This is a genomic window from Pseudomonas umsongensis, from assembly GCF_002236105.1.
GTDB classification, from domain to species: Bacteria; Pseudomonadota; Gammaproteobacteria; order Pseudomonadales; family Pseudomonadaceae; genus Aquipseudomonas; species Aquipseudomonas umsongensis.
Window position 1 is genome coordinate 124,868 of sequence record NZ_NIWU01000003.1, and the last position, 13,830, is coordinate 138,697.

The window sequence follows — 13,830 nt, forward strand, 5'->3', positions numbered from 1 at the left end:
TCCCGCTTGCTAACCTGATAGGTGTTACATGGCAGGCGCAAAAGAGATTCGCAGTAAGATTGCGAGCATCAAAAGCACGCAAAAAATTACCAGCGCCATGGAAAAAGTGGCGGTCAGCAAAATGCGCAAGGCACAAATGCGCATGGCTGCTAGCCGTCCTTATGCGGAGCGCATCCGCCAGGTTATTGGGCATCTGGCCAACGCCAACCCGGAATACCGCCACCCGTTCATGATCGACCGCGAAATCAAGCGTGTTGGTTATGTCGTAGTGAGCAGTGACCGTGGTCTGTGCGGTGGCTTGAACACCAACCTGTTCAAGGCCCTGGTCAAGGACATGGCGGTAAACCGCGAGAAAGGCGTCGAGATTGATCTGTGTGTAGTGGGTAGCAAGGGTGCGGCCTTTTTCCGCAACTTCGGCGGCAACGTCGTAGCAGCTATCAGCCACCTGGGTGAAGAGCCGTCGATCAACGACTTGATCGGTAGCGTCAAAGTGATGCTGGATGCCTACCTGGACGGCCGTATTGACCGCCTGTCCGTGGTTTCCAACAAGTTCATCAACACCATGACGCAACAGCCTACCGTGGAGCAATTGATTCCACTGGTGGCAACCCCGGATCAGGACCTCAAGCACCACTGGGACTATCTCTACGAACCGGATGCCAAAGAGCTGCTTGACGGCTTGATGGTCCGCTACGTTGAGTCGCAGGTCTACCAGGCGGTGGTCGAGAACAACGCGGCTGAACAAGCTGCGCGGATGATCGCGATGAAGAACGCTACCGACAACGCCGGTGATTTGATCAGCGATTTGCAGCTGGTCTACAACAAGGCGCGTCAGGCTGCGATCACCCAAGAGATCTCGGAAATCGTCGGCGGCGCTGCCGCGGTTTAACGGTTCAAATATTCAGAGGATCCAGCTATGAGTAGCGGACGTATCGTTCAAATCATCGGCGCCGTTATCGACGTGGAATTTCCACGCGACAGCGTACCGAGCATCTACAACGCGCTGAAAGTAGTGAGCGCGGCTGAAACCACCCTGGAAGTTCAGCAGCAGCTGGGCGACGGCGTGGTTCGTACCATTGCGATGGGTTCCACCGAGGGCTTGAAGCGCGGTCTGGAAGTGACCGACTCTGGCGCAGCCATCTCCGTACCGGTCGGTAAAGCGACCCTGGGCCGGATCATGGACGTACTGGGCAACCCGATCGACGAAGCTGGCCCAATCGCCACCGACGAGCGTTGGGGTATCCACCGTGCAGCGCCTTCGTTCGCTGAACAAGCAGGCGGCAACGACCTGCTGGAAACCGGCATCAAGGTTATCGACCTGGTTTGCCCGTTCGCCAAGGGTGGTAAAGTTGGTCTGTTCGGTGGTGCCGGTGTAGGCAAAACCGTAAACATGATGGAACTGATCCGTAACATCGCCATCGAGCACAGCGGTTATTCCGTGTTCGCCGGTGTGGGTGAGCGTACTCGTGAGGGTAACGACTTCTACCACGAGATGAAGGACTCCAACGTTCTGGACAAAGTGGCACTGGTTTACGGTCAGATGAACGAGCCGCCGGGTAACCGTCTGCGCGTAGCACTGACCGGCCTGACCATGGCCGAGAAGTTCCGTGACGAAGGTAACGACGTTCTGCTGTTCGTCGACAACATCTATCGTTACACCCTGGCCGGTACTGAAGTATCCGCACTGCTGGGCCGTATGCCTTCGGCAGTAGGTTACCAGCCGACCCTGGCTGAAGAGATGGGCGTTCTGCAAGAACGTATCACTTCGACCAAGGAAGGTTCGATCACTTCGATCCAAGCGGTATACGTACCTGCGGACGACTTGACCGACCCGTCGCCAGCGACCACCTTCGCCCACTTGGACGCCACCGTCGTTCTGTCCCGTGACATCGCTTCCCTGGGTATCTACCCAGCGGTAGACCCACTGGACTCGACTTCGCGCCAGCTGGACCCGAACGTTATCGGCCAGGACCACTACGACACCGCTCGCGGCGTCCAGTACGTTCTGCAGCGTTACAAAGAACTGAAGGACATCATTGCGATCCTGGGTATGGACGAGCTGTCGGAAGCCGACAAGCAGTTGGTAAACCGTGCTCGTAAGATCCAGCGTTTCTTGTCGCAGCCGTTCTTCGTGGCTGAAGTCTTCACCGGTGCATCGGGTAAATACGTTTCCCTGAAAGACACCATTGCTGGCTTCAAAGGCATCCTCAACGGTGACTACGACCACCTGCCAGAACAAGCGTTCTACATGGTTGGCGGCATCGAAGAAGCGATCGAGAAAGCCAAGAAACTGTAATCCCGGCGCCCGGAAACGGGCGCTAATTTAGGTTGAGGCAATCAGATGGCTATGACAGTCCATTGCGATATCGTCAGCGCGGAAGGGGAAATCTTTTCCGGTCTGGTCGAGATGGTGATTGCGCACGGTGCACTGGGTGATCTTGGTATCGCTCTGGGTCACGCGCCGCTGATCACTAATCTGAAGCCAGGTCCGATCCGCCTGGTCAAGCAGGGCGGGGAAGAGGAGGTGTACTACATCTCCGGTGGTTTCCTCGAGGTTCAGCCGAACATGGTCAAGGTTCTTGCCGACACCGTGCAACGTGCTGCCGACCTGGACGAAGCTTCCGCTCAGGAAGCCGTCAAGGCTGCCGAAAAGGCCTTGCATGAGCGGGGCGCGGAGTTCGATTACGGTTCCGCTGCCGCACGTCTGGCCGAGGCCGCAGCCCAGCTGCGTACCGTCCAGCAGATCCGCAAGAAGTTCGGCCACTAAGGCAGCGCTTGTTGTGTGATTGATTAAAAAGGGTAGCCTCGGCTACCCTTTTTTATTTTTCCGATATTCATCACGTTGGTCGCAGCCGCTGACCACCCAGGATTGGTAGCCAGTCATGTCTCTTGAAATCGTTATCCTCGCTGCTGGCCAGGGCACCCGCATGCGTTCGGCCCTGCCAAAGGTCTTGCACCCGATTGCCGGCAATTCGATGCTCGGCCATGTTATCCACAGCGCCCGACAACTTGATCCACAGCGCATTCACGTGGTGATTGGCCATGGTGCCGATGTGGTACGCGAGCGCCTGGCCGCTGACGATCTGAACTTCGTCCTCCAGGACAAACAATTGGGTACCGGTCATGCCGTGGCCCAGGCCGTTCCTTTCATCAAGTCCGACACCGTGCTGGTGCTATACGGTGATGTGCCCTTGATTGAAATCGAAACCCTGCAGCGTTTGCTCAAGCTTGTAGTGCCTGGGCAGATGGGCCTGCTTACCGTCGAACTGGATGACGCAACCGGTTACGGCCGCATCGTTCGCGACAATGATGGCAAGGTCTCTGCCATCGTCGAGCACAAGGACGCCAACGAAGCCCAGCGCGCCATCAAGGAAGGCAATACCGGGATCCTCGCGGTTCCGGCCGATCGCCTGGCCGACTGGACGGGTCGCCTGTCGAACAACAACGCGCAGGGCGAGTACTACTTGACCGACGTGATTGAAATGGCAGTCAGCGACGGTCTGGTGGTGGCCACCGAACAGCCCCACGACGCCATGGAAGTGCAGGGCGCCAACGACCGTAAGCAGCTTTCCGATCTTGAGCGTCATTATCAGCTGCGCGCCGGCCGTCGCTTGATGGCTCAAGGCGTGACCTTGCGCGACCCGGCCCGTTTCGATGTCCGGGGTGATATCAGTGTGGGTCGCGACGTGCTGATCGATATCAATGTGATCCTCGAAGGTAACGTCGTCATTGAAGACGACGTGGTCATTGGCCCGAACTGCGTGATCAAGGACAGCACCTTGCGTAAAGGCGTCGTGATCAAGGCCAACAGCCATATCGAAGGGGCGATTCTCGGTGAAGGCAGCGATGCCGGTCCGTTCGCGCGTTTGCGTCCAGGCACTGTGCTCGAAGCGCGGGCGCATGTGGGTAACTTTGTCGAGTTGAAAAATGCTCACCTGGGCGAAGGTGCCAAGGCAGGCCATTTGACCTACCTTGGCGATGCCGAAGTGGGCGCACGCACCAACATCGGTGCGGGCACCATTACCTGTAACTACGATGGCGCCAACAAGTGGAAAACGGTGCTGGGTGAAGACGTGTTCATCGGTTCCAACAACTCGTTGGTGGCACCTGTGGATATCTTGTCTGGTGCGACTACGGCAGCCGGTTCGACTATTACCTCTACTGTGGATAAAGCGCAGTTGGCAGTAGCCCGTGCTCGCCAGAAGAACATCGACGGTTGGAAGCGACCAGAGAAGCTCAAGAAGAGCTAAGTTATCCACACCTCGGTGTTTTGTGGAAGTTATTCACAGCAAAATGGCTGTTAATAATATTAACCGGCTGGCCTCGCTTACCTCAGGGGGCTTGCTGTTAATTATTTTATCCATAGAGTCTTTTGATCGATCCGCGCTTGACGAAATTTCCTCGATAGGTTTTGATTGCTTCCGTTATCTTTCGAATCGAAACTTATCAAATCATGTCGAAGCGCAACACACCTCAAAGGCGCCACAACATCCTGGCCTTGCTCAACGAGCAGGGCGAAGTCAGTGTGGATGAATTGGCAAAGCGCTTCGAAACCTCTGAAGTTACGATTCGCAAGGATCTGGCCGCACTTGAAAGCAACGGTCTGCTGCTGCGTCGTTATGGCGGCGCCATCACCTTGCCTCAGGAATTAGTGGCCGACCTGAGTCAACCGGTCTCCAGGTACAAGCAGGCCATTGCCCGCGCAGCTGTTGCACGGATTCGCGAACACGCACGCATCATCATCGACAGCGGCAGCACCACCGCATCGATGATTCCGGAACTGGGGCAGCAACCGGGCCTCGTGGTGATGACCAACTCCCTTCACGTCGCCAATGCCTTGAGCGAACTCGAGCATGAGCCGGTGCTGTTGATGACCGGCGGCACCTGGGACCCGCATTCCGAGTCCTTTCAGGGGCAGGTCGCCGAGCAGGTACTACGCTCCTACGACTTCGATCAATTGTTCATCGGCGCCGATGGTATTGATCTGGTCCGCGGTACAACCACCTTCAACGAACTGCTGGGACTTAGCCGAGTGATGGCAGAAGTCGCCCGTGAAGTGGTCGTGATGGTGGAGGCCGACAAGATCGGTCGCAAGATTCCCAACCTGGAACTGCCCTGGAGCAGCATCCATACCCTCATTACCGATGATCGCCTGTCGCTCGAAGCGCGGGATCAGATTCAAGCCCGCGGTATCACTTTGATTTGCGCGGCTGTCAGTCAGGAGAAATAACATGTGTGGAATTGTCGGCGCAGTTGCAGAACGTAATATCACCGCCATCCTGGTCGAGGGCCTCAAGCGCCTGGAATACCGTGGGTATGACAGCGCCGGCGTGGCGGTGTACACCAACGATCAGAAGCTCGAGCGCGCGCGTCGCCCGGGCAAGGTCAGCGAACTCGAGCAGGCCTTGGCCGAAGAAGCACTGGTTGGTCGTCTGGGTATTGCCCACACTCGCTGGGCTACTCACGGTGCACCGTGCGAACGCAACGCGCATCCGCACTTCTCTGGCGATCTGGCCGTGGTGCACAACGGCATTATCGAAAACCATGAAGCCCTGCGTGAACAACTCAAGTCTCTGGGTTACGTTTTCACTTCAGACACTGACACCGAAGTCATCGCCCACCTGCTGAACCACAAACTCAAGGACCTTCCTGACCTGGCCGAGGCCCTCAAGGCAACAGTAAAGGAACTGCACGGTGCTTATGGCCTGGCAGTCATCAGCGCGAAGCAACCTGATCGCCTGGTGGCAGCCCGCAGTGGCAGCCCGCTGGTGATCGGCCTGGGCCTGGGTGAGAACTTCCTGGCGTCCGACCAATTGGCACTGCGTCAGGTGACTGACCGTTTCATGTACCTTGAAGAGGGTGATATCGCCGAAATTCGCCGTGACAGCGTGCAGATCTGGGATGTCAGCGGCAAGGCTGTCGAGCGTGAGACCGTGCAGTATCGCGATGGCGCCGAAGCGGCTGAAAAAGGCGAGTTCCGCCATTTCATGCTCAAGGAAATCCACGAGCAACCGTCCGTGGTGCAGCGCACCCTGGAAGGTCGTTTGAGCCCGAACGGCGTGCTGGTACAGGCTTTCGGTCCACAGGCCGCTGAACTGTTCGCCAAAGTGCGCAATGTGCAGATCGTTGCCTGCGGCACCAGCTATCACGCCGGCATGGTTGCGCGTTACTGGCTCGAAGAACTGGCCGGCATCCCCTGCCAAGTCGAAGTTGCCAGCGAGTTCCGCTACCGTAAAGTCGTGGTGCAACCCGACACCCTGTTCGTGACCATCTCTCAGTCCGGCGAAACCGCCGACACCCTGGCTGCGTTGCGCAATGCCAAGGAACTGGGTTTCCTCGCCAGCCTGGCGATCTGCAACGTCGGCATCAGCTCTCTGGTGCGTGAATCCGACCTGACCCTGCTGACCCAGGCAGGCCGCGAAATCGGCGTGGCGTCTACCAAAGCCTTCACTACGCAATTGGTGGGTCTACTGTTACTGACCCTGTCCCTGGGCCAGGTTCACGGATCGTTGGCCAAAGGCGTTGAAGCGACACTGGTCGAAGAACTGCGTCGCTTGCCAACCCGCCTGGGTGAAGCGCTGGCGATGGACAGCACCGTGGAGAAAATTGCTGAACTGTTCGCCGAGAAGAACCACACCCTGTTCCTGGGGCGTGGCGCACAGTTCCCGGTCGCGATGGAAGGGGCCCTCAAGCTCAAGGAAATTTCCTACATCCACGCCGAAGCCTACCCGGCTGGCGAGCTGAAGCACGGCCCGCTGGCGCTTGTGGATAACGACATGCCAGTGGTGACCGTAGCGCCAAACAACGAGCTGCTGGAGAAACTGAAGTCCAACCTCCAGGAAGTCCGCGCCCGGGGTGGCCAACTGATCGTTTTCGCAGATGAGAAGGCTGGCATGACCAATGGTGAAGGCACGCACGTTGTGCACATGCCGCACATCCACGACATCCTGTCGCCAATCCTCTACACCATCCCGCTGCAGTTGCTGTCGTACTACGTGGCTGTGCTGAAAGGCACCGACGTTGATCAACCGCGCAATCTGGCGAAATCGGTGACCGTGGAATAAGTTATCCACAGCTGATCGAGTTGATGCTTTCGAAAATTTTTCCGGAGCATTGACTAAACGAGTGGGGGGTGGCGGTTTGGCGTCGCCCCCGACAAGTCGATATTTTCAAGCAATTTTGTCGCTGTGGGTGTGTAGGTGGCACTAGGTGACAATCGTGCTAGCGCCCTTCGAAATCCTTCCACTTTAGATGCGTCTACTTGAGCTCTGTGCGTAATGACGCCAAAGGCGTAGGGGAATAAACCCTCCAGCCACTCTCGTGGGTGGATCTCTACACTGTTCTCAATTGTCGCTACGACCCAGTCTGGTAGCCACGATACATCTCGGTCAGAGAAGTTGACTTCGCCTGCGATCAGCAAGGCCAGGGTGATGCGCAACGGTGACTTCTCCTTAAATAATCGCTCTTGAAGCGCTTGGCATGCATCCGGGTCATCCAGTAACTCGCGAAGATCGCTGGGCGCGCTCAGCTTTAGTGAGGCTGGAAGCAATGCAGATAAGGCCGGTAACGATTCCATCCAGCGTTTTCGCACTTCCAGATCGATTCCGACGAAGTCCAGTGCGGGGGGTACAAGCGACGCGTGACGGATAACCGCGGGTGTCAGATAGCGCAAGCGAAGGCTCATGATGTCCATAAAGAGCCGGTCACTGGGGCATAAAAACTCCGCTGAAGGAATGGTATCCAGTTTAGTTGCAGGCGGTGGGCCGATAACGAAAGTCGCATTGCGGCGGTGAGGAAGGTAATGAATGTCGCCCCAACTGTCATTCAAACAGTGAGCGAGCCAAGCTTGGGGCGTTGGTCCATTGAACGGGTCCAAATTCATAGGGACGCCAAAACCGTTGAACACCACATGACCGAGGGGTTGGAGTCGGCATTTCAAAAGTTGGTGGAACCCGTGATCAAACACGATCGAGGCATAACCGCTCTGGGTATAGAGGTCGACAATAATGACGTCGTACCGGTCGGAGGTGACGACTAGGAAGTTAGCGGCATCGGCCACCACACTTTCAAAGTCGATATGCGCTGCAAGTCGGTTCCGATTGTCCAGGCTGCGCACCAGTGCGGTCTCATCCATATCAACGGCCAACAGACTGGCCACTCTAGTACTGGCGCCGATTGGCGCCAGCGCCACACCGTCCGAAAGTCCCAGCATCAGAACCGAGATACGATCCTTGGATGGATCCCCCAGGAAACCCGTGCAGCCCAAGTCGTCATAGTATTGGCCGCAGAAGATCTGTTTGTGTCGGACAGATTCAGGTCGATCCTTTAGGTCGGGCATCTGGAAGTCACTCCGTTTGTGAGATGCGAAGGGCGACGAAGCGCTTCAGTGCGCAAACGCTTTAGGGTATTTATCGAGGTAGGCATCGTTGAGCTGCATATCTTGGGAACGCATGAAAGTTTTGAAGTCGGGTACCAGAAAGACGAGCAGAGACAACAACAGCACCATGACGCCCAGAAGCGTGATTGTCATTTCGACTCCCAAAGAGGCAACTAGGGTATTCATCGCGAAACTGCCCAAGGGGCTGGCCGCTGCCGACAGAAATGACACGGTGGCAAAAATCCGGTTGCGGTGGAGCTTTGGCGTCGCCAATAACCTCACAGCTGAAGTTGGGATGTTGATCAACATCAAGCCGACACCGCCGCAGAAGAAGGCAGCAGGTACGATTAATGACGATGAAACGGTGCCAACTACCACCAGATTGCATCCCAATAATGCAAAACCGGCAGACACACACATATCACGGGGGACGCAGTCGGATAGCCAGCCGATGATTTTGTAGCTGCCCGCTAAAATACCCAGCCCGAAACAAGAATCCAGGAGACCGATATAAGTGACCGGGAACTGGATGACGTCCTTTACATATAGTGGGATCAGGATGGTGAAGAATGGAAATAGTGCAAAGTTAATAAGCATTGCGATGATCGCCAGATAAAATTCGACCTTCACTCCGTAAATAACTTTGAACCCGGAATAAATCATGTTGAAGCCGCTGACACACTCGGCCTTTTCGCCTTGATCAGTGGCACCGATGCGATTCGGGATGGTCGCTATCAGCGCTCCAGCGACGAGAATCGCAATAAAGTCGGCGACAAAGGCGAAGGTGATACCGAATCCGTAAATCAACCCGCTGGCCAGAGCCGGCCCGAGCAAAATTGAAAATGACGACATCACGCTTTTGGTCCGAAAGGCGAGGGAAACTTTATCGTCATCTGCAAATAAAGGAATGATCGATGCTTGGAGAGGGTCGCGCACGCCGACAATCGCGCTGCTGATCATCATTAGCGTGCCAACCGTCCAGGGGTTAAACGACCCCATAGCTGACAGCATCATCATCAACAGCGCTGTCAGCAAGCTTATCAATGAGGCCAGCTTGATGATCAGGATTTTGTTGTATTTGTCTCCCAGCCATCCCAGCAAGGGTTTGGCTAAGACCTCCGTCGCGATGGAACAAGCGACCATGTTGGCAAAATAGAGCGCAGAGCCTGTTTCCTGTAATGCCCACCAGGCGACCGCCAGTTGATTGCAACGTCCCCCCAGGACCATCAGCAAGAAGCTGAATTGCACTTTCAGCAAACGGCGGTCGGTGCCGGGAAAGACCCACGCATTACCCGAAAAATGTGCAGACATTGACGTTCCTTAGTGCGGATAGGGGGACTGCGTAATCAGGGGCGTTCAATAAGCGACGGGGTAGTGTTCATCAGGATAAATCGCCAGATATCGTTCTATGCCACCCTCCAGGCTATAGAGTTCCGCTTCCTGGTCGAGGCTGCGAACTGCCAGTAGGGCGGCCTTGCTCCTGACGCCGGATCTGCAATAAAAAACGATACGGCGGGTGGTATCGAGTTCTGCTTGGCGCTTGATGATGTCTTTGAGCGGAATCAGTCGGCCACCCAGCGAACCTTGTTGATGCTCGCTGACGTCGCGCACATCGACCAATTGAAATGGCACTTTTTTAGCTATCCAGTCATGTAGTGCGTCGGGGGACAGCCAGTCGCTATTGCGCCATATAGGCGTGGTCATAACACCAAGCATCTTACTAGGGGGGCGATCCTGGATTTTTGTGTTGATACTCAACAGGCGGAAAGTGTTGTCGAGGCAGTCGATAGACAACAATTGTCCGCTCAAGGGCTCCCCGACACGGAGGATAAGCTTGAGTACTTCATTAGCCTGAAAGCAACCGAGCAAACCAGGTATGACGCCAAGAACGCCTGCTTCCGAGCAGTTTTGGGTCAAATGCGGTGGGGGCGGCGTTTCGAACAGGTCCCGGAGACACGGCCCCCATTGTTGAGTATGCCGGTTGTAATAATTAAAGACCGCCACCTGACCCTCGAACTGACTGATCGAGGCATAGACCATTGGTTTTTCGCAAATGATACAAGCGTCACTTATCAGGTATTTGGCGACGAAGTTATCAGTTGCATCAACGATGATGTCGTATTCCGTCAGCAGCGGTAGAACATTCTCCGAGTTCAAAGTCGTGTCAAAGGTGTGGACCATAATGTCCGGATTCAACTCGTTGATGCGGCGTTTAGCTGCCAACACTTTCAGGTCGCCTACATCGGCAATCGCATAGAGAATTTGTCGGTGTAGATTGCTCACGTCGACGGTGTCGTTATCAACGATGCCGATTGTCCCGACACCGGCACCTGCCAGATACAGGATTACTGGACAGCCTAACCCTCCTGCGCCAACCACCAGCACCTTACTGTCTCTAAGGCGTTGCTGCCCCTGGGTGCCAACCTCAGAGAGGATGATTTGGCGAGCGTAACGGGTTGTTTCCGGTTTTAGGTGGCATTGCATGTCAGCCACCTGCCACTGCGCTGATCAGAATCAATTGCGCATTACTGTCCAGAGGACGAAGACGGTCGTGCTCACTGGTCACGGACATCCCGTCGACGAACAGCCCCACGAACGGCAGTGGGTGGAGATCCGCAGTGAAGACCGGCCCAATCAGATCGGGATAATGTGCAGTCAGATTATTTAGCACATCGCTGACACACGAACCCTCAGTGGTATGTGTTTTATGCTGATTGGTGTAGGACATGAACTGCCGGGGAAAGTGTACGACTGCCATGAGTCATCCTTAAATAGATTTGGTTGTCAGGTCGCCAGAAAACGCATCCAGCCTGGATGTGATCAATTTTCCCATTTCGGACAGTTCGTCCGAAGCCTGGAGAGTGGCCAGACTTTTGAAGAAATATTGGTGCAAGTAAACGAGGCGTTCGGAACGAGCTCTCACGGAACCGCTAGTCAGCAAGCGCTGATAGTAGTTCACTGCGCTGACCGCAAACAGGCAAGCCAGCAAGACACCCCTAGGGTTCTTCCCGCCTGTTCCTGATGGCAGTACGTAGTTGTTCGAACTGTTCTTGAGTTGGAAATCGTAAATCTCGGCGATCAAACTTGACCAGATATGGGATAGCTCATGCACCAAAAATTCTTCAAGGTCCGTAATGGTCGTAAACGCGGCTTCACCTAAGAACATCTGTTGGGGCAGTAAGGGGTTGGTCAGACTGACTTGTTGATTCAGCAGTTTGTGTATTTTAATCGGTATATCCAGTAAGTTTTTCCATTCCGGCAGCAACGCTTTTAGATTGTTCTTCGCTTCAGCTATCATTAACTGCTCGGCGTTACTAAGCGCTTGATGAGGCGGAAATTCTGGTGCACCTGCGACGTGCCGGTTATACAGGGTAGTAGCAAAATCCGGTTGCAAATAAGTAGTTAAATGTAACTCGCCTCCATCGATGTTTTTACGTACGACAGCGACAAGTGTCAAAAGTTTTGTACTATTGAACTCGGGGTGCACAAAGGGCAGGCCATTTATTTCATACAAAATCTGTGATGGAGTCATTTATTTTTTTCCGTCCTTGTCCATGGTTGCGTTATTAGAAAATTTTTCAAGTCATTGGTTTTAATTCTGTGGGTAGAAAAATTAGCAATAGCGTAGTCTATTTTTTTTGCATCAATCGGGAGCGTCAACAAAGATTTTTTTAAACAATCAAGGGTTCTATGTCCGTACCACATGTTTTTTAGATGGCTAAGTATGTGTTGTTCTTGTGCTGGCGTAATTATATTTTCAGCTGTCCACTGTTTTAAAAACTGTCTGATATGAATAAGCGGTTCGCTCAGTGGGAGATAAGGCTCTTGTGCTTGATGTATCAGCGTCACTTCGTCGTCGGAAAAATCCGGATCGTTCGCAAATTGTTTATATACTTCACCAAAACCTGTCATTCCAAGCCCATCCATTTCACATGCGCGAATGGCACCCATGGACGACAATCCCCAAATGCGCCAACCGGCACCCAGAGCGGCGAGAATCTCGGAATGACCGACGGCAGGGTGTGAATGAAACACTCCATCGACAATAGCGAGGTTCGACGGTGGCGATTGCAGCACTATGCGTTCTATATCGCCGCGTTTGACGGGGGGGCATAACTCCAGTCCGCCACCCCGCAGTAATTGACTGTCGATTCCTTGTAGGGAGGGGCCAGCAAACAGCGTGCATACCTCAAGCGCTTTGTTTGACATACGTACGTAACCTCGGACCGATCCTTTTCAAACCGGGTTCGAACGTTTCCAGCCCCGGAACAATGACTCTTACCACAGTAATGTCGTCAGTCGCTTTGCTGAGCAAGACCCTTAACACGGTATTCAGCCCTGCACGCTGCAAACGTTCAATGAGTAACTCCCAAGCTGACTCGATCGTGGGGATCGCCGCTTCCTGGCAATTGATGGAGGAGTAATCGATGGTCTGGGCCCGGGAAGTGGCTTCGGCACGCAAGCGTGATACAGCCTGAAGCTCGGCCGAACGGCCTTTTTTCTCGAAGTATTTGACACGCTCGATGATGTCGTCCCGGCCTCCATGGATGTGGCTTAAACGGCTTTGGGCTGCCTCACAGATAGCACGGATCAATGCAATTTCTTTTATTGGATGCAAACCCGAGCCGGTGGCTACCGATATGGGAGCCTGGAAGGACTCTTCCATGATAAAAGCTTGAAAATAGGCTAGACCAAAACAATTCTCGGTGTAACGAACCGACAAGCTCAATCCCGCGGCATTGATTTTATTGATCAGGGCTTCGGTTTCTGCACTGTAACAGTCTAGATTAACGAAGCAGGAACAATCATGTAGGTGATTAAAAGCTTGAACATCGCGTTCCATGAGTTCACAAACAGCGTGTACCGAGGCTTCCACCAAGTCATTGCCTGATGCCAAGCCGCTGGAGCTTTCCCCGAAGAGTCGTTGCCCAGGGTTTTCGGAATATGGAATGAACACCAGTTCTGCGGGCGCAAGCGCTTCTTTCTTGCGCAATACATCTTCGACTTCGATGGCCATGATGAGCGAGTCGGCGTCGGCGAAAAATCCATACAACATGCAGAACTGGTTGAAGTCTATCTGCCCATCGTGGCTTTCAATGATTTTTCTTGGAGTGGTCTTTATCAGTTTAAGTTGCGCAGTATTATATTGCGCAAGGCTGAACTCGATAGCCTCCATGTATGCGCCTATTTTGGCTTCTGCTGGTCTCAATCCTTTGCCGGCGTTTACGCACAGAGAGCCATTCAATGCATCTGGTCGTATGCTTGCAAATACCGGAATTCCAATACGATCCAACCAAGTTGTATCGGTAACTCGGGTGATTCCCAGTCGTGGAGCAATATCGTTAATGATAATATCTAATGTATTTTCGGCACTACGCCGACGAAGACTCGAACTAAGCCTTTGCATAAATTATCCCACTCTGATTAATAAGAGTTGTCAGTATCATGTTAGG

General features: G+C 54.1%; 13 protein-coding genes. 6 read left to right on the plus strand and 7 right to left on the minus strand.

All coding sequences use genetic code 11. From position 1 onward, the window contains the following. Positions 1-28: 28 nt before the first annotated feature. The 6 genes from atpG to glmS all read left to right on the plus strand — a co-directional run bounded on the left by atpG (position 29) and on the right by glmS (position 7,064). Positions 29-889 carry a F0F1 ATP synthase subunit gamma gene (atpG, locus tag PSUM_RS17170; RefSeq protein ID WP_008064595.1) on the plus strand — a complete coding sequence of 287 codons (861 nt, stop codon included), beginning with the start codon at positions 29-31 and terminating at the stop codon, positions 887-889. Positions 890-916: 27 nt separating this feature from the next. Then, entirely contained in the window at positions 917-2,296 is a 1,380-nt protein-coding gene (gene atpD / locus PSUM_RS17175; protein WP_020797984.1) for a F0F1 ATP synthase subunit beta, read from the plus strand. A gap of 45 nt (positions 2,297-2,341) precedes the next feature. Next, positions 2,342-2,767 (plus strand): F0F1 ATP synthase subunit epsilon, encoded by a 426-nt coding sequence (locus tag PSUM_RS17180; RefSeq protein WP_007969909.1) that lies wholly within the window; start codon positions 2,342-2,344, stop codon positions 2,765-2,767. 115 nt (positions 2,768-2,882) lie between these two features. Continuing rightward, the gene (gene glmU / locus PSUM_RS17185) at positions 2,883-4,250 is read left to right on the plus strand and encodes a bifunctional UDP-N-acetylglucosamine diphosphorylase/glucosamine-1-phosphate N-acetyltransferase GlmU (RefSeq protein ID WP_020797983.1); all 1,368 of its coding nucleotides are present in this window, start codon (positions 2,883-2,885) and stop codon (positions 4,248-4,250) included. A gap of 200 nt (positions 4,251-4,450) precedes the next feature. After that, on the plus strand, positions 4,451-5,230 hold the full coding sequence (locus PSUM_RS17190; RefSeq protein WP_173667189.1) for a DeoR family transcriptional regulator: 780 nt from the start codon (positions 4,451-4,453) through the stop codon (positions 5,228-5,230). 1 nt (position 5,231) lies between these two features. After that, complete coding sequence (glmS, locus tag PSUM_RS17195; RefSeq protein WP_020797981.1) at positions 5,232-7,064, plus strand: glutamine--fructose-6-phosphate transaminase (isomerizing); 1,833 nt, start codon at positions 5,232-5,234, stop codon at positions 7,062-7,064. A 53-nt stretch (positions 7,065-7,117) separates the two neighbouring features. Here the strand turns inward: glmS and PSUM_RS17200 are convergent, their stop codons facing one another. Genes PSUM_RS17200 through PSUM_RS17230 form a run of 7 tightly spaced genes read right to left on the minus strand, consistent with a single transcriptional unit; the run spans position 7,118 to position 13,784 of the window. Then, positions 7,118-8,338, minus strand: a complete 1,221-nt coding sequence (locus tag PSUM_RS17200) for a spermidine synthase (RefSeq protein ID WP_020797980.1) — start codon at positions 8,336-8,338, stop codon at positions 7,118-7,120. 45 nt (positions 8,339-8,383) lie between these two features. Next, positions 8,384-9,688, minus strand: coding sequence for an MFS transporter (locus PSUM_RS17205; RefSeq protein ID WP_020797979.1), 1,305 nt, complete (start codon positions 9,686-9,688; stop codon positions 8,384-8,386). Positions 9,689-9,733: 45 nt separating this feature from the next. Next, positions 9,734-10,861: a HesA/MoeB/ThiF family protein gene (locus PSUM_RS17210; RefSeq protein WP_020797978.1), complete on the minus strand. Its 1,128-nt coding sequence runs from the start codon at positions 10,859-10,861 to the stop codon at positions 9,734-9,736. A 1-nt stretch (position 10,862) separates the two neighbouring features. Beyond that, positions 10,863-11,135 (minus strand): MoaD/ThiS family protein, encoded by a 273-nt coding sequence (locus PSUM_RS17215; protein WP_020797977.1) that lies wholly within the window; start codon positions 11,133-11,135, stop codon positions 10,863-10,865. Positions 11,136-11,144: 9 nt separating this feature from the next. Further along, the gene (locus PSUM_RS17220; protein WP_042955428.1) at positions 11,145-11,909 is read right to left on the minus strand and encodes a hypothetical protein; all 765 of its coding nucleotides are present in this window, start codon (positions 11,907-11,909) and stop codon (positions 11,145-11,147) included. After that, positions 11,906-12,586 (minus strand): TfuA-like protein, encoded by a 681-nt coding sequence (locus PSUM_RS17225; protein ID WP_083349937.1) that lies wholly within the window; start codon positions 12,584-12,586, stop codon positions 11,906-11,908. Before PSUM_RS17225 ends, PSUM_RS17220 begins: the two co-directional genes overlap by 4 nt. Further along, positions 12,567-13,784 carry a YcaO-like family protein gene (locus PSUM_RS17230; protein WP_020797974.1) on the minus strand — a complete coding sequence of 406 codons (1,218 nt, stop codon included), beginning with the start codon at positions 13,782-13,784 and terminating at the stop codon, positions 12,567-12,569. Before PSUM_RS17230 ends, PSUM_RS17225 begins: the two co-directional genes overlap by 20 nt. Between the last annotated feature and the right edge of the window lie 46 nt (positions 13,785-13,830).

Excerpts from the sequence above, each read along its gene's own strand:
- PSUM_RS17230 (WP_020797974.1), bottom strand. The coding sequence starts at position 13,784 with ATGCAAAGGCTTAGTTCGAGTCTTCGTCGGCGTAGTGCCGAAAATACA.
- atpD (WP_020797984.1), top strand. The coding sequence starts at position 917 with ATGAGTAGCGGACGTATCGTTCAAATCATCGGCGCCGTTATCGACGTG.
- PSUM_RS17200 (WP_020797980.1), bottom strand. The coding sequence starts at position 8,338 with ATGCCCGACCTAAAGGATCGACCTGAATCTGTCCGACACAAACAGATC.
- PSUM_RS17180 (WP_007969909.1), top strand. The coding sequence starts at position 2,342 with ATGGCTATGACAGTCCATTGCGATATCGTCAGCGCGGAAGGGGAAATC.
- glmU (WP_020797983.1), top strand. The coding sequence starts at position 2,883 with ATGTCTCTTGAAATCGTTATCCTCGCTGCTGGCCAGGGCACCCGCATG.
- PSUM_RS17205 (WP_020797979.1), bottom strand. The coding sequence starts at position 9,688 with ATGTCTGCACATTTTTCGGGTAATGCGTGGGTCTTTCCCGGCACCGAC.
- PSUM_RS17220 (WP_042955428.1), bottom strand. The coding sequence starts at position 11,909 with ATGACTCCATCACAGATTTTGTATGAAATAAATGGCCTGCCCTTTGTG.
- glmS (WP_020797981.1), top strand. The coding sequence starts at position 5,232 with ATGTGTGGAATTGTCGGCGCAGTTGCAGAACGTAATATCACCGCCATC.
- atpG (WP_008064595.1), top strand. The coding sequence starts at position 29 with ATGGCAGGCGCAAAAGAGATTCGCAGTAAGATTGCGAGCATCAAAAGC.
- PSUM_RS17225 (WP_083349937.1), bottom strand. The coding sequence starts at position 12,586 with ATGTCAAACAAAGCGCTTGAGGTATGCACGCTGTTTGCTGGCCCCTCC.
- PSUM_RS17215 (WP_020797977.1), bottom strand. The coding sequence starts at position 11,135 with ATGGCAGTCGTACACTTTCCCCGGCAGTTCATGTCCTACACCAATCAG.
- PSUM_RS17210 (WP_020797978.1), bottom strand. The coding sequence starts at position 10,861 with ATGCAATGCCACCTAAAACCGGAAACAACCCGTTACGCTCGCCAAATC.